Here is a 15,457-nt window from a genome sequence, read left to right as displayed (position 1 = left end):
ACCGCACTTTTATGGCTATTACCAATTATTTACTGATACTATCCATCCATTGGAACAGCTCGTCCAGATCATAATCCCCCGAATGCGGCACGCCCCACGGAGTTTCATAATCCACCTGTTTGCCTGCCATACGCAGTTTTATTGCAAGTATCGCACTGATGGCGTGCGAGGTATCACGATCAGAAGTACCTGCACGAATGCGCCAATATGCGGTTTTGCCATGATCCACATAATTCATCGCGTTCATTAACTGAATGACGTGCTTATCTGCCATTTTCCCTTTCTCGCTACTATGTTGCATGGAATAGTCTGTAAAATGCTGATTATTCACGCTTTCCGTACCGAATAAGTTATTTTCGCCGGAACTCAAATTCAGCGCATCAAAGGCAGGTGGTGATTTCATGCGTTTTTCTGAGTGAATATAGCCCTCCCAATCAATGTCGCTGACGCCTTCCTTGTTCAGTTTCACCCAAGGTTTATCTTCAAAGGTCACGCCACTTTTACGGGCCTTATCCGCCGAGCGCACAATGACATTTTTCATATAATCTTTAAAAGAACCGTTACCTTGCCCATCTAACGTTAAGGCATTACCTTTCTCATCTTCTAATTTCAGACTATTTAAATAAGATGGAAACTCGGCTTTTAGCTGATCGGACATCTGAATTTCCGCTGCCGTCAACGTACCCTCAATCGTGGCTTTTGCCGCAGCTTGCGAACGATCATTAAAACTTTGTGCATTCAAACGGCTCATGTCCATTCGGCGATAATCGTTCAAGCCGTTAAATTCCCACTCATAAGCGCTGTCGGCGTGTTCCAAATTGGTAATCGGGCAATAGGCGGACACCGCAAAAATGACATCACTCGCCTCTGCCGCGCCGACTTGTTTTAAATACTCAACATAATCCATGCTGTCACCGCTTGCGCCTAACAAAGCGGACAATGCTCCGCCTGCGCTGGTGCCGTTAGAAATGATCTTATTGGCATCACCCGGCATTGCTTCATCGTTAAAATGCAAATAACGCACCGCCGATTTCAAATCAATAATTGCTGCCGGTGCTTTGCCGGTATATTTGCCGTCTTTCTCCAACGTCCGTCCACGCGCACCCACACTTGCCACCACATAACCCTTGGAAAGTGCGGTCAAAATTGCGTTAGATTTATCACCACTGCCGAAGCCTTTTGCATCATAGGTTGCCGCTTTTGCCGGCATATAACCGCCCACCGCATTCGGCAGGAAAATCGGCGCGCTCTTGGCATTAAAGCCATTGATTTTGCCATTATTAAAATAGGCTTCCGGCACATAAATGTTCAGTGTCTGATAATCCGGCTCAACCGGGTTTTGCACATACACAATCTTTTCAAACGCACGGAATTTCACCGTCTCACCATTCACTTTCGCCTCTAAAGTGCGGTAAGTTTTCGGTGAGAATTTTAGATCATAGCCACTGTCCGTTTTATTGAAATACGGCGCATCCGCCAACGGATCATTCCCTTGCGGTGGGTTCGCCATAGCCATACCGGAAACAGCCAACCCTACCAACGAAGCCAACCATGTTTTTGCTTGCATAAAGTTCTCCTGTATCAAAGATATACTGTTGGTTAGGTAGACGTATTGTAAATAAGTTCGGCGGAAGAAAATAAAATGACAAAAGCCACCTGCTTACGACAGATGGCTTTTTTCACCTACGCCTTCTTCAAAAACTCCGATTTCAGCATGATTTTGCCGCAATCCACGTTGTGATCGCCGCGAGCAAGGCGGATGCCTTTAAATTTTGTGCCTTTTTTCAATACTTCGGAAGAGCCTTTAAGTTTTAAATCTTTGATGAGTAGCACGTCGTCGCCATCAGCCAGCAAATTGCCGTTGCTATCTTTGACAATAAACGCATCATCGTCATGTTCTTCGACTTCGTCGCCGGTCCATTCGTGGCCACAATCCGGGCAAACAAATTGGATAGAATCGTGATAGGTGTTTTCGCCTTTGCAAGATGGACAAATTGGATATTCCATGGATTTCCTCGTTTTCAATGTCATTTTAAAGTGCGCTATTGTAGCGGAAAAACAACTGTTTTTGGGGAATAAATTATGCTTTCGTTTTCCCTTGGCCGCGCAATCTTGCCAATAAACTGACAGACACAATGATCACGAGAGAGCCGAGCCAAAAATGCACTGTCGGCACATTCTGCCAAAACAACCAGTCACAGATGCTGGAAAAAATCACACCGGTAAACGCAAAAGGCGTGATGACATTTGCCGGAGCGTATTTAAACGCACGAGTCAGCAAAAGCTGGAAAATTAAGCCGAATCCGCCCACCAATAAAAGCATAAATAAGCCATGCGCTGTCGGGAGCGTCCATTGCGCCATAAAAAATAACGGTAATAAAATCGCCCCAAGTAAATGGAAATAGAAAACGATATTTTTCGGTGAATTATGCTTATTTAATTCCTGCAAACTGATAAACGCCATTGCCGCTAAAGTCGCACCGCCCAATGCGACAAAAATATAATAAGGTTCCACCTCACCATGGTGATCAGTGAGCAAAATAATCGCCACGCCAATAAATCCCAGCACACTGCAGGCAATGACTTTCAGCGGCGTGCGAGTACGCAAAAGAAAGAGCAAAACCGGCACGAATAACGCAGAGGTATTCAATAGCAAAATAGAAATGGAAAGTGGCAAATATTTGATGGCATAAAAAGTACATAACATACTGCCGATGCCGGCAAGGTTGCGAATCACCAAAAACGGCCACTGGCGCATTTCGACTCGGAAATCACCATCGCGAATCATAAAAGGTAACAAGAAAACAAAACCAATCAGAAAGCGAGAAAACAAAATTTCACTTGCTGGTAATTCATCCGAGGCATATTTTACGAACACGCCCATCAAGGCGATACTGATATAGGCAAGCACCATGCAAATAATGGCTTTATGGTATGAACTGGTTATGATCTTATTCGGCATTGGCAACGTTCCTTGCTTCGCAGCGAAAAAAGTGCGGTCAGTTTTTAAGGTGTTTTTTCATTTTCACCATGAAGATATTTTTCAATGGCCTGCCAAAAACGTTGAAAAATTTCACCGCACTTTTCGCTCTCATTAATCGGTGTTCCCTTAATTTGAACCTTCAACCCGAAATAGTCAAACGATAATTGGTAGGCATGCAAATAGGTGCGTTCAGCCTTATCCCCACCATATAGTTCATCCCCTAAAATCGGGCTGCCTAAACTTTTCATTGCAACACGAAGTTGATGGGTTTTACCGGTTTTCGGTTGTAAGATAAATAAACGCAAATTGGGTGCCAAACTGTGTGAAACAAAATCTGTCACCGCGGGGTTTTCTTTGCTTTGGCAAAGTTTCCACGTGCCTCGTCTAGCCTTTTGCATATCTCCACTGATTCTGCCCTGTTTTTTCTTCGGTTTATGCGTTGCTAATGCAATATATGTTTTCTGAATTTGATGCTGCGCAAATTTCTGCGACAACGTCACAGCCGCACGTTCGTTTAAGGCAAGAATCAACAAACCTGAAGTGACTTTGTCCAGCCGATGCACCAGCCAAACTTTCGGTACGCCAAGTTGCTGCGCCACTAATTGAGTTAACCCCACATCCGCGTCATCTTTATGGACGCTAATGCCATTAGGCTTATTGATCACAATAAAATCAGAGTGTCGAAATACAATTTGGAATGTCATAGGGAAATACTAGAGAAAAATAATGCCCGAAAGTATAGCACAATCAATGACATTGGCTTTAGTGTTAAGCCTCACCGATAGGCGAAAATAGGGAAAAGTGCTATACTCTGCCACCATATAGCATTTGAAGGTGGCAACAGTGTACGAAGGATTACTCATTATTTTAGTGCCGATGTTTATCGGGTACATGGTGAAAGTGAAAAATCACGCCATTTTGCAATCTTTCGGTCGCGTGACCATGATTTTGCTGTACATGATTCTCTTCACCATGGGTTTTTCACTCGGACAACTGGATGATTTAGCACAACAATTACCGCAAATCGGCGTTTATGCCCTCACCTTTATTTTGTTTATTCAATGCCTAAATTTCATCGGCTTATTTCTTTACGACAAATTCCACCCGCAGCCACTAAAACACGTTGCAGAAAAAATTGCCTCGCGTTGGCATATCATGTTGGATTCATTGAAATTATGCACGGTGGTGCTCATTGGTTTCGTGGTTGGTTGGCTGTTCAAAGGTCATTTTGCTTTGCCCCACGACGCTACCACTTATGTGCTGGTTGTTATGATTTTTTGTGTGGGCGTGCAATTGCGCAACAATGGCATTTCCATGCGCGCGGTATTTTTCAATAAACGCGGATTAGCAATGGGCGTGATTTTCATGTTCACCTCATTACTTGGCGGCATTATTGCGGCTTTCGTGTTGTCAGTGCCGGTGATACAAGGTTTAGCTGTGTCCTCCGGTTTTGGCTGGTATTCATTGTCCAGCGTAACCCTCAGTAATGCTTGGGGGCCGATTTGGGGCAGTATTGCGTTTTTTAATGATTTATCGCGTGAATTGATTAGCTTATTTATTATTCCGCTATTCATGCAAAACTACCGTTCAACAGCGGTGGGTTTTCCGGGAGCAACCGCCCTTGATGTCACCTTACCCATTATTCAAAAAGCCGGCGGCGTAGAAGTTTTGCCGCTTGCTTTTAGTTTTGGGTTTATCACAAACATTACACCGCCAATTTTGTTAATGCTTTTTACCTCTACACCTTTATAACGCGGTCATTTTTATGAATATCGAACAAATTATCGCCTACATTATTCCTGCACTTATCTGGGTTCTCACCATTGCTATTACCATTCGTTTGGTCATGAAAAAGCAATCTGTCGCCGCCATGCTATCTTGGTTGATGGTGATTTATATCTTCCCTATTGTCGGCATTGTAGCCTATTTGATTTTCGGCGAAATTAATCTCGGGAAGCGCCGCGCAACACTATTCAACCAGCTCAAACCCCAATTTATGGCATGGTTCGACAAGCTATCGAAATGCGATAATTTGGTGAATACGAAAACCAATCTACTCTATCGTTCAATTTTCGACTTAGCCAAGCAACGTCTTGGCATTCCTTGTGTTTTAGGAAATGAACTGCATATTCTGGACACCCCGGAAAACATCATGCACAGCATCATTGAAGACATCAAATGCGCAGAAAAATCCATCAATATGGTGTTTTATATTTGGTCTCCCTATGGTTTGGTGAACGACGTCAAAGAAGCGCTTATCGCAGCCTGTCAACGTGGGGTAAAAGTACGCATTTTATTGGATTCCGTGGGCAGTCGTCCGTTTTTAAAAAGTGCGGATTGTCGCGAGATGCAAGCCCAAGGGATTGAAATTGTTGAAACCTTACATGTGAATTTATTCCGCATGTTTTTCAGTCGAATCGATTTACGTCAACATCGCAAAATTATTGTGATCGATAACCAAATTGCTTACACCGGCAGCATGAACATGGTGGATCCAAAGTTCTTCAAAAAAGACAGCAATGTAGGCGAATGGATTGATGTCATGGTGCGTATCAATGGCCCTGTGTCTGCCGTTCTCAACGGTTTGCATGCGTGGGACTGGGAAATTGAAACAGGACAATCCGTACCATTACATATTCCTGATTGCCCGTTATTGCCTTTAGAACAAAACAATTCTCACGCAGTGCAAATTCTTGCCACCGGCCCGAGTTTTCCGGATGATTTAATGGCGCAATCTCTCGCTATCGCAATTTTTTCTGCACGGAAAAGCATTGTCATCACCTCTCCTTACTTTGTGCCAAGCCATAATATTGCCGAAGCATTACGCACAGCCGCCCTACGAGGTGTGGATGTCTCTATCATTCTGCCAAAAAAAAATGATTCGATGATGGTACATTGGGCAAGCCGTACATTTTTTGACGATTTACTCGCCGCCGGTGTAAAAATTTATCATTTCAATAAAGGGTTACTGCACACTAAGAGCATGCTGATTGATAATAAATTGGCGTTGGTCGGCACTGTAAACATGGATATGCGCAGCTTTTTATTGAATTTTGAAGTGACCATGGTGGTGGAAGATGCGGCATTCGCGAACGAAATTTCCCTGTTGCATGAAAGCTACATCAAAAACGCCGAACTGCTGAACTACGACGAATGGGCAAATCGTTCCGTTTATCAACGCATTATCGAAAAACTGTTTTTCCTTTTCAGCCCGCTCTTATAAAAAAGTGCGGTCGTTTTTTTCTGCGTTTTTATCTCAACAAGATTTAACAGGATAATTCATGAATAAACATCTCACGTTCTACTTAGTCCGCCACGGACGTACTCTTTGGAACGAGCAAGGACTATTACAAGGATTCGGCAACTCCGACTTAACGGAGCTTGGTGTTAAAGGCGCCAAACAAACCGGAGCAGCACTGCAGCACATTCCTTTTGTTGCCGCCTATTCCAGCTGTTTACAACGTACTATCTACACAGCACAACATATTTTAGACGAGCGCGATGTGCCACTTTTTCAACATAAAGGGTTAAACGAGCAATATTTCGGGTCTTGGGAAGGTTTACCGGTGGAGAAATTGCGTTCTTTAGATGAGTTTAACCAAATGCTCAAAGATGCCGCAAACTACAAAGCGCAAAGCAATGGTGGAGAAACCTTTGAACAACTTGCCAAACGGGCAATGAAAGCACTTCAAGACATTATTCAAGTACATGAACAAGGCAATATTTTGATTGTTTCACACGGACACACATTGCGTTTATTGCTTGCTTTACTTGCCGGAACAAGCTGGCAAGAACATCGTCATGAAGGCAAGAGCCAATCTTTGTTAAATTGTGCGATTAACATCGTGCACTATAAACAAAGCAATGGGACCGACGGAAAATTTACCATTGAAAGCATAAATGAAGCGGGACATTTACGTTAAAAGAAAGCGCCAAGGGTTGTTCCTCGGCACTTTTGTTTTTTTGATGAAGCTAACGTCTTTAGGTTTGGATTAATGTCAGAAACTCGCCCACGGTATGAAAAGATCCAAACACCAGCACGGTATCATTTTCATTGGCCATTTCCACCGCACTTTTCACACCTTCTGCGACGGAATCGGCATAGCTACCTTGTGCATTCAAATGCTGTTGAGTTGCAATCTGTTGCAACGTCACAAACAAATCTTTACCCTGTTGACCGCGATAACCGCCTAATGTGACACAACGCCATTCGTCAACCAGCGGAAGTAACGGTGTCAATACACCAGCCGCATCTTTATCTTTTAAAATCCCACAAACCGCGATCAGTTTTCCTTGTGATTGGGCTTTAAGTGCGGTCAGTTTTTCTGCTAAATAACGTGCTGCGTGCGGATTGTGCCCCACATCAACAATCATACGCGGTAGGGCTTCCACTTCACGCTCAACCATTTTCGCCAAATGCGTTAAGCTTTCCGGCTTCATGGTTTGAAAACGCCCGGTGAGTTCCACCTCAAGCAAGGATTTTTTCACGGTTTCAAGAGAAATCTCAAACGGCAATTTTTGTACTGCCGCAAGCGCAGTTGCCGCATTGGCTAACGGAATGTGGCAAAGCGGTAAATCCGCGAGCAAATTCCACCGCACTTTTTCATCTTCACGCGTGGTTTGCCATGTCCAACTTTGTTCCTGCTGGCAAAAATTCCAATCAAGGTGACGACAAAATAATTGGCTACCTAATATTTCGGCATGCATCAACATGGTTTGCGGAATATTGGGTTCGCCAATAATCGCCGGTTTATTAGCACGGAAAATTCCCGCTTTTTCAAAACCGATTTCCTCGCGCGTAGAACCGAGGAAATCCGTGTGATCAATATCAATGCTGGTAATCACCGCCATGTCATTGTCCACGATATTCGTGGCATCCAAGCGACCACCCAGCCCCACTTCTAAAATCACTACATCCAATCTTGCCTGTTTAAACAAATGTAACGCAGACAGCGTGCTGAATTCAAAATATGTTAATGATTGCGTTTTGTTTTGCTCAATATACGCAAAAGACGCCGTGTGCTGTGCATCATCCAACTCTTGATTCTGAATGCGAACACGTTCGTTATAACGTAACAAATGCGGTGAAGAATACACGCCGACACGATAGCCCGCATTCAATAAAATGGTTTCTAACAAACGGCAAGTGGTACCTTTGCCATTTGTACCACCTACGGTAATCACGAAAGGTGCCGGCGTGAGCAAATCCAATTCCTGTGCAACAGATTTGATGCGTTCCAGCCCTAAATCAATCGCTTTAAAATGACTGTTTTCCAAATAAGAAAGCCACTCGTTGAGTGGCGAAGTGGCTTTTAACATTGTGTTCATATTTATTCTTCTGTGATTAATTCGCTTTCCACAAAAGGAGATGGCTTATTCATCAATTTGCTGACCAAACTCGCCAAGGTATTACGCATATCTGCACGTTTTACGATCATGTCGATTGCGCCTTTTTCCAATAAAAATTCACTGCGTTGGAAACCTTCCGGCAATTTTTCACGCACGGTTTGTTCAATAACACGTGGACCGGCAAAACCGATTAATGCTTTTGGTTCGGCAATGTTGATATCGCCCAACATTGCGAAACTGGCAGAAACACCACCTAGCGTTGGATCCGTTAATACGGAAATGAATGGCACGCCTTTTTCACGCATTTTAGCCAACACGGCGCTGGTTTTTGCCATTTGCATGAGGGAAAACAAGGCTTCCTGCATACGTGCGCCACCACTGGCGGAGAAACAGACAAACGGGCAATTTTCTTCCATGGCTTTTTCTGCGGCTTTGACAAATTTCGCCCCCACCACAGATCCCATGGAACCGCCCATGAAGCTAAAGTTAGAGGCTGCCGCCACGATCGGCATATTGTATAACGTACCGTAAAATGCAATTAAGGCATCTTTTTCGCCGGTATCTTTCTGAGCGGCGGTAATACGATCTTTATATTTCTTCAAGTCTTTGAATTTCAAGATATCTTTCGGTTCTAACTCTGCCGCTAATTCTTGTACGCTGTCTTGATCCAATAAGCCCAATAAACGCTCGCGCGCATCAATACGCATATGGTGTCCGCATTTTGGGCAAACTTCCAAATGACGTTTTAATTCTTCACGATATAGCACCTGTTCGCATGAGGTACATTTTGTCCACACGCCTTCAGGCACATTGGCTTTGCGGGAAGAAGACGAGGTATTTTTACTAAAAATTCTATCAATCCAGCTCATATTTAACCTTTTTCTCTTGATTAACAAAAAATTACGCGCTATTAGACCATAATTTTGAAAAATTTTATAGCAATTTATACTGATCTGATTAGTCATCAAGTGCGGTCATTTTTTCAGGTATTTTTATCTGATAAAAACGTTAGAAAAACTGGCCGCACTTTGCTACGCTAGCGCAAAAACTCACATAGGAACATGTATGAAACCGTTATTATTGGCTCTCTCTTGTGGCGTATTCTTTAATCTTGCCGAGGGGCATCAAGCAACTTCAATGGGCAATTTAAAACCGGCAATTCTCCCTAATGCACAAGAATATGTGCTTCACAGCCAATTTACGAAAAAAGATTATCGTATTCAGGTGATGCCTGTTGGAGAAGTAAAGCATATCGGCTATTCCGTTCTCTACGTGTTGGACGGCGATGCCCTTTTCCCCGCGGCTGCCAGCATGGCACAAAACATGATGGCGCGCTCACAAGAAACCAATGCCGTACCATTTTTAATCGTCGGCATCGGCTACCCGAATACTCAACTTCTTAATCCGGCAGAACGCGCGCAAGATTATACGCCGCCATCAGAAAGTTACGATGATACCGGCGATAAAACCAATAAAAAATTTGGCGGTGCAGAAAATTTTTATCGCTTTATTCAGGAAGAACTCTCACCAGATTTGCATCACCGTTTTTCAATTAACACGGCTCAACAAAACATTTTCGGGCATTCTTATGGTGGTCTATTTAGTTTATATAGTTTGTTTAATCACCCAAATGGATTCCGCAACTATCTTATCGCCAGCCCTTCAGTATGGTGGAATCAGCAACGGATTTTGCAAGATTTACCTGCATTTCCCGAACACCTACAAAAAATAAAAGAGAAAATTGGCGTGCGTTTCACCGTTGGAGAATATGAACAAAAATTGGCGCCTTATATGAAACAAGATACCGAACGACAAAAGCAGTTAGATCAGCGCGCCATGGTGACGCAAGTCAAAAATGTAGCGGAAAAACTGAATGGGCTGCCTAATGATAAGCTAGCGGTTGTGAGTAAAATTTATCCTGAAGAAACCCATATGACCAGTGTCATGCCGGCTTTATTAGATGGTTTGAAATGGCTTTTTTCTCGCTGTAAAACACAACAAAATTGTGAACATTAACCCAAAGTGCGGTGTCTTTTTCAGTTGTTTTTTTAGAAGAGATTATTCACCGGAAATACCCTAAATTCGCCCTAACAATAGCGATAAAAATCAAGTACAATACGGCAATTCTATTTTGCTGCAAAAAAGGATAAGACCATGGCGCGTAAACCGGCTGAGAAAAATGAACCGGATTTTGAAAATACCTTAAAACAACTGGAAGAAATCGTCTCCCGTTTGGAAAATAACAATCTTTCTCTTGAAGAGGCATTAAAAGATTTTGAACAAGGCATCAAGCTGGCTCAGTTAGGGCAAGAACGCTTACAGCAAGCGGAACAGCACATCCAAATTTTGTTACAAAAAAACGAAAGTGCCAAACTTAGCGATTATCAAGCGGAAGAATAACGGGGCGGTAATGTATCAGTTCTCAGAAGATTTACAGCACGTTCAGCAGCGAATTAATCACTTTTTAGCAGAGCAATTTGCCCACCTTGATAGCGCGCCCGCGCCTTTAGCTGACGCCATGAAATATGGCTTATTGTTGGGTGGAAAACGCATTCGCCCCTTTTTAGTTTATGCCACCGGCAGAATGCTCGGCGCCGATTTAGCGCAGCTTGATTATGCGGCAGCCGCCATTGAAGCCATTCATGCTTATTCATTGATTCATGATGATTTGCCTGCCATGGACGACGACGAATTACGTCGTGGCCACAAAACTTGTCACATTGCGTTTGACGAAGCCACCGCAATTTTAGCCGGTGATGCGTTGCAAGCCTTTGCCTTTGAGATTTTAACGGATATTCCAACGCTATCGGCGGAACAAAAACTGGCACTCATTAAAACCTTAAGTGCCGCCTCCGGTGTCAAGGGCATGTGTTTGGGACAAAGTCTGGATTTAATATCAGAACACAAAGTCATCAGCCTGCAAGAATTAGAACACATCCATTTAAATAAAACCGGTGCCTTGCTCACTGCAGCGCTCATGATGGGCTTTATTTGCTCGCCTCATTTTGCAGAGAAGGCTTTAGCACAACAGTTGGAACGCTACGCCACGGCAATTGGCCTCGCCTTCCAAGTGCAAGATGATATTTTAGACATTGAAGGCGATAGCGAAACCATCGGCAAAACAGTCGGCTCCGATTTAACAGCAGATAAAAGCACGTATCCGAAATTATTGGGGCTGGAAGGTGCCAAACAAAAAGCCCAAGAGCTTTACGAAATGGCATTAGCCGAACTCAAAGATTTACCTTTTGATACCACCGCACTTTATGCGTTGGCGGAATTTATCATTAAACGAAAAAACTAATGCGCCCCCAAAGCGCGGTGGAAATTAGCGCTGTTTTTAGCGTTGTGATATATAAATTTTAACGTTGGAATTGATTAACCCTTATGCAAAACTACCCCCTTTTATCATTGATTAATTCGCCTGAAGATTTACGCTTGTTAAACAAAGAACAACTCCCTCAAGTGTGTCGAGAGCTACGCGAATATTTGCTAGAATCGGTGAGTCAAAGTAGCGGACATTTAGCTTCCGGTTTAGGCACAGTGGAACTGACCGTTGCGCTGCATTATGTCTTTAAAACGCCTTTCGATCAGTTAATTTGGGATGTGGGTCATCAAGCCTATCCTCATAAAATCTTAACCGGTCGTCGTGACCAAATGTCCACCATTCGCCAAAAAGGCGGGTTACATCCCTTCCCTTGGCGTGGTGAAAGCGAATTTGATGTGTTAAGCGTAGGGCACTCCTCTACATCGATCAGCGCAGGGTTAGGCATTGCCATTGCCGCAGAACGAGAAAATGCCGGAAGACAAACGGTTTGTGTCATCGGTGACGGCGCCATTACGGCAGGTATGGCATTTGAGGCATTAAATCATGCCGGCGCGTTGCACACCAATATGTTGGTGATTTTAAATGATAACGAAATGTCTATTTCGGAAAATGTCGGCGCATTAAACAACCATCTTGCCCGAATTTTCTCCGGTTCGTTCTACTCTACCGTGCGTGACGGTAGCAAAAAAATTCTCGATAAAGTGCCGACGGTGAAAAACTTTATGAAAAAAACCGAAGAACACATGAAAGGCGTGATGTTCTCACCGGAAAGTACCTTATTTGAAGAGTTGGGTTTCAACTATATTGGCCCTATCGACGGGCACAATATTGATGAATTAATCGCGACATTGAGCAATATGCGCGATCTAAAAGGCCCTCAATTACTTCACATAAAAACCAAGAAAGGCAAAGGCTATACACCGGCAGAAAACGATCCTATCGGTTTCCATGGCGTCCCAAAATTCGACCATTTAAGCGGTCAGTTACCTAAATCTAATGCCACCCCAACCTATTCCAAAATTTTCGGCGATTGGTTGTGTGAAATGGCAGAACGAGATCCAAAACTTATCGGGATCACCCCGGCAATGCGCGAAGGTTCCGGCATGGTGGAATTTTCTCAACGTTTCCCTCAACAGTATTTTGATGTGGCGATTGCTGAACAACACGCAGTGACATTTGCAGCCGGTTTGGCGATTGGTGGATACAAGCCTGTGGTTGCTATTTATTCAACTTTCTTGCAACGTGCTTATGACCAACTCATTCATGATGTCGCCATTCAAGATCTGCCGGTTCTCTTCGCCATTGACCGTGCAGGCATTGTCGGCGCAGATGGACAAACTCACCAAGGTGCATTCGATATCAGTTTCATGCGCTGTATTCCAAACCTTATCATCATGACGCCAAGCAATGAAAATGAATGCCGCCAAATGCTTTATACCGGCTATCATTACGGTAAGCCTGCTGCCGTGCGTTATCCACGCGGAAATGCCATGGGTGTCACCTTAGAACCTTTACAACCATTGGAATTGGGTAAATCAAAGCATATTCGTGAAGGTAAAAAAGTAGCCATTTTAAATTTTGGTACGCTTTTACCAAATGCCTTGATTGCCGCGGAAAAACTGGATGCAACCGTGATTGATATGCGTTTTGTAAAACCGTTGGATGTCACCCGTATTAACGAGATTGCCAACAGCCATGAACTCCTTGTGACATTAGAAGAAAATGCGATTCAAGGCGGCGCAGGAAGTGCGGTGGCGGAAGTATTGAATCAGCATCAACACCAGGTGAAATTATTGCAATTAGGTTTACCGGATTTCTTTATCCCTCAAGGATCGCAAGCAGAAACGCTGACTGATTTAAAATTAGATGCCGCTGGGATTGAACAACAAATCGTGGATTTTCTTGCTGAGAAATAATCCTACAGCCATAAAAAACGACAGGTGATTCAGCATCTGTCGTTTTTCTTTTTGCGATTCATCTCATTTTCTAAAAAATAAAATAAATTTTTCTTTTTTATTTGAACTATTTTAAAGATACCTAGTCTTAACAATTGCTAGTGCACTGCAAATGCAGTTGTCTTTTAAAGTTTTCTTATATTTAAGACCTCCCCGCTATTCAGAAATTGGATAGCGGTTTTTTCTTTTTTGGAAAAAGGAAAAAGTGCGGTCTATTTTAGGTGAGTTTTAAAAGAGTGAATTAAAATCTGATTCTATTTCTATTACGCCGAAAACAATAAAATCTAAAAAATACGCATAAAAAAGGACGCCCTAAAGCGTCCTAATTTTTTACCTAAACTTTAACGAATTAAAGTGCAGATTTTGCTTTTTCAACTAATGCAGCAAATGCCACTTTGTCGAATACTGCGATATCAGCAAGGATCTTACGGTCGATTTCAACAGACGCTTTTTTCAAACCATTGATGAATTTGCTGTAAGATAAACCATTTTGACGAGCCGCTGCGTTGATACGTGCAATCCATAATTGACGGAATTGACGTTTACGTTGACGGCGGTCACGATATGCGTATTGACCAGCTTTGATCACCGCTTGGAAAGCAACGCGATACACGCGTGAACGTGCACCATAATAACCTTTAGCAGCCTTAAGAACTTTCTTATGGCGTGCTCTTGCAATAACACCACGTTTTACACGAGCCATTATTTAATCTCCTATGTAATATTTTTAACTAAAATGAACTGACGTACGTTTGTGCTTATGCGTATGGCAAGCACGCTACTACTAATACTAAGTCGGACTTAGCAACCATGGATTTATGGCGTAGGTGACGTTTACGTTTTGTTGTTTTCTTAGTCAAAATATGACGTAAGTGAGATTGTTTACGCTTGAAACCACCAGAAGCAGTTTTTTTGAAACGCTTAGCAGCACCGCGTACTGTTTTAATTTTAGGCATTGTTAAATAACTCCGCATTTTTTAAGTTTAAACAACATAACCAGGCGAATCGTTTTAAGGCGATTACTTGTAGGCACTGATTATTTCCAACCAAGGCAATCAAATTGCCCTTTTCAAACGTCATTAGGCTGCGTAGTGTGCCCAATGTACCGTTGTATCTTCACCGAAGTGAAAATTCCGTTATCCAGATGAAATCTGAACAAAAAATTATTTTTTCTTAGGTGCCAACACCATAACTGCTTGGCGACCTTCTAATTTCCCCGGCGCAGATTCAACCACAGAAATATCGGCTAAATCATTTTTCACACGCTCCAATACATCAAAACCGATGTCTTGGTGAGCCATTTCACGACCGCGGAAACGTACAGTAATCTTGGCTTTATCGCCATCTTCCAAAAAGCGGATTAGGCTACGTAACTTAACTTGGTAGTCACCTTCATCTGTGCCCGGACGGAATTTAATTTCCTTCACTTGCACCACTTTTTGTTTTTTCTTCTGCTCTTTAGCTGTTTTGCTCTTTTCGTAGAGGAATTTACCGTAGTTCATAATACGACACACAGGTGGTTCCGCATTTGGACTGATTTCTACAAGATCTAAAGCTGCGGCTTCCGCCATTTCTAATGCTTGTTGAATCGCAACAACCCCAACTTGCTCCCCGTCCTGATCAATCAAGCGGACTTCTTTTACTCTAATTTCGTCATTAATACGATTCGGGCGATTTACTGCAGGTGCTTTTTTTACGGTTTTAATAATGATATTCCTCTATTAATTAAGTCAAAAAACTATTGTTCTTGTTGCCAAGAACAGAAGTTAGATTCATATTTAATTGCTCTAATAATGAGCAAAAACGGGGCGTATTCTACAGAATTTTACCTTGTTAAGCAATAGT

The 15,457-nt window shown here is 42.9% G+C and carries 16 protein-coding genes; 7 read left to right on the top strand and 9 right to left on the bottom strand.

What is annotated here, in order from left to right; genetic code table 11:
- Nucleotides 1-25 precede the first annotated feature (25 nt).
- The 4 genes from HMPREF9064_RS05150 to HMPREF9064_RS05165 form a co-directional block, all read right to left on the bottom strand.
- Nucleotides 26-1,567, bottom strand: a complete 1,542-nt coding sequence (locus tag HMPREF9064_RS05150; RefSeq protein WP_006718097.1) for a subtype B tannase — start codon at nucleotides 1,565-1,567, stop codon at nucleotides 26-28.
- Between the two features lie 116 nt (nucleotides 1,568-1,683).
- The gene (locus HMPREF9064_RS05155; RefSeq protein WP_032997857.1) at nucleotides 1,684-2,007 is read right to left on the bottom strand and encodes a zinc ribbon domain-containing protein YjdM; all 324 of its coding nucleotides are present in this window, start codon (nucleotides 2,005-2,007) and stop codon (nucleotides 1,684-1,686) included.
- Between the two features lie 73 nt (nucleotides 2,008-2,080).
- Nucleotides 2,081-2,962: a DMT family transporter gene (locus HMPREF9064_RS05160; protein WP_006718095.1), complete on the bottom strand. Its 882-nt coding sequence runs from the start codon at nucleotides 2,960-2,962 to the stop codon at nucleotides 2,081-2,083.
- Nucleotides 2,963-3,006: 44 nt separating this feature from the next.
- The gene (locus HMPREF9064_RS05165) at nucleotides 3,007-3,687 is read right to left on the bottom strand and encodes a TIGR01621 family pseudouridine synthase (RefSeq protein WP_006718094.1); all 681 of its coding nucleotides are present in this window, start codon (nucleotides 3,685-3,687) and stop codon (nucleotides 3,007-3,009) included.
- 139 nt (nucleotides 3,688-3,826) lie between these two features.
- Between HMPREF9064_RS05165 and HMPREF9064_RS05170 the strand changes: the two genes are divergently transcribed.
- The 3 genes from HMPREF9064_RS05170 to HMPREF9064_RS05180 are packed head-to-tail and all read left to right on the top strand — an operon-like array spanning nucleotide 3,827 to nucleotide 6,906.
- Nucleotides 3,827-4,735 carry a LysO family transporter gene (locus tag HMPREF9064_RS05170; RefSeq protein WP_006718093.1) on the top strand — a complete coding sequence of 303 codons (909 nt, stop codon included), beginning with the start codon at nucleotides 3,827-3,829 and terminating at the stop codon, nucleotides 4,733-4,735.
- Nucleotides 4,736-4,748: 13 nt separating this feature from the next.
- Nucleotides 4,749-6,206 (top strand): cardiolipin synthase, encoded by a 1,458-nt coding sequence (cls, locus tag HMPREF9064_RS05175; RefSeq protein ID WP_006718092.1) that lies wholly within the window; start codon nucleotides 4,749-4,751, stop codon nucleotides 6,204-6,206.
- A 58-nt stretch (nucleotides 6,207-6,264) separates the two neighbouring features.
- On the top strand, nucleotides 6,265-6,906 hold the full coding sequence (locus tag HMPREF9064_RS05180) for a histidine phosphatase family protein (RefSeq protein WP_006718091.1): 642 nt from the start codon (nucleotides 6,265-6,267) through the stop codon (nucleotides 6,904-6,906).
- Nucleotides 6,907-6,964: 58 nt separating this feature from the next.
- Here HMPREF9064_RS05180 and folC read toward each other — a convergent pair whose 3' ends face one another.
- Nucleotides 6,965-8,311: a bifunctional tetrahydrofolate synthase/dihydrofolate synthase gene (gene folC / locus HMPREF9064_RS05185; protein WP_006718090.1), complete on the bottom strand. Its 1,347-nt coding sequence runs from the start codon at nucleotides 8,309-8,311 to the stop codon at nucleotides 6,965-6,967.
- A 2-nt stretch (nucleotides 8,312-8,313) separates the two neighbouring features.
- Nucleotides 8,314-9,201, bottom strand: coding sequence for an acetyl-CoA carboxylase, carboxyltransferase subunit beta (gene accD, locus HMPREF9064_RS05190; protein ID WP_032997856.1), 888 nt, complete (start codon nucleotides 9,199-9,201; stop codon nucleotides 8,314-8,316).
- 196 nt (nucleotides 9,202-9,397) lie between these two features.
- Here accD and HMPREF9064_RS05195 point away from each other — a divergent pair, with 196 nt between their 5' ends.
- The 4 genes from HMPREF9064_RS05195 (at nucleotide 9,398) to dxs (ending at nucleotide 13,573) form a co-directional block, all read left to right on the top strand.
- On the top strand, nucleotides 9,398-10,348 hold the full coding sequence (locus HMPREF9064_RS05195) for an alpha/beta hydrolase (protein WP_006718088.1): 951 nt from the start codon (nucleotides 9,398-9,400) through the stop codon (nucleotides 10,346-10,348).
- A gap of 138 nt (nucleotides 10,349-10,486) precedes the next feature.
- Complete coding sequence (gene xseB / locus HMPREF9064_RS05200; protein WP_006718087.1) at nucleotides 10,487-10,732, top strand: exodeoxyribonuclease VII small subunit; 246 nt, start codon at nucleotides 10,487-10,489, stop codon at nucleotides 10,730-10,732.
- A 10-nt stretch (nucleotides 10,733-10,742) separates the two neighbouring features.
- Nucleotides 10,743-11,633: a (2E,6E)-farnesyl diphosphate synthase gene (gene ispA, locus HMPREF9064_RS05205; protein WP_006718086.1), complete on the top strand. Its 891-nt coding sequence runs from the start codon at nucleotides 10,743-10,745 to the stop codon at nucleotides 11,631-11,633.
- 83 nt (nucleotides 11,634-11,716) lie between these two features.
- Nucleotides 11,717-13,573 (top strand): 1-deoxy-D-xylulose-5-phosphate synthase, encoded by a 1,857-nt coding sequence (gene dxs, locus HMPREF9064_RS05210; RefSeq protein ID WP_006718085.1) that lies wholly within the window; start codon nucleotides 11,717-11,719, stop codon nucleotides 13,571-13,573.
- 388 nt (nucleotides 13,574-13,961) lie between these two features.
- On the opposite strand, the gene rplT is transcribed toward dxs, so the two are convergent.
- The 3 genes from rplT to infC all read right to left on the bottom strand — a co-directional run bounded on the left by rplT (nucleotide 13,962) and on the right by infC (nucleotide 15,273).
- Complete coding sequence (gene rplT / locus HMPREF9064_RS05215) at nucleotides 13,962-14,315, bottom strand: 50S ribosomal protein L20 (protein WP_005596075.1); 354 nt, start codon at nucleotides 14,313-14,315, stop codon at nucleotides 13,962-13,964.
- Between the two features lie 55 nt (nucleotides 14,316-14,370).
- Nucleotides 14,371-14,568, bottom strand: coding sequence for a 50S ribosomal protein L35 (gene rpmI, locus HMPREF9064_RS05220; protein WP_005542274.1), 198 nt, complete (start codon nucleotides 14,566-14,568; stop codon nucleotides 14,371-14,373).
- Between the two features lie 207 nt (nucleotides 14,569-14,775).
- Nucleotides 14,776-15,273 (bottom strand): translation initiation factor IF-3, encoded by a 498-nt coding sequence (gene infC, locus HMPREF9064_RS05225; protein WP_442542257.1) that lies wholly within the window; start codon nucleotides 15,271-15,273, stop codon nucleotides 14,776-14,778.
- Nucleotides 15,274-15,457: the final 184 nt, after the last annotated feature.

The organism is Aggregatibacter segnis ATCC 33393, from assembly GCF_000185305.1.
Taxonomy (GTDB): Bacteria; Pseudomonadota; Gammaproteobacteria; order Enterobacterales; family Pasteurellaceae; genus Aggregatibacter; species Aggregatibacter segnis.
This window is presented reverse-complemented; position numbering and strand designations above follow the sequence as displayed.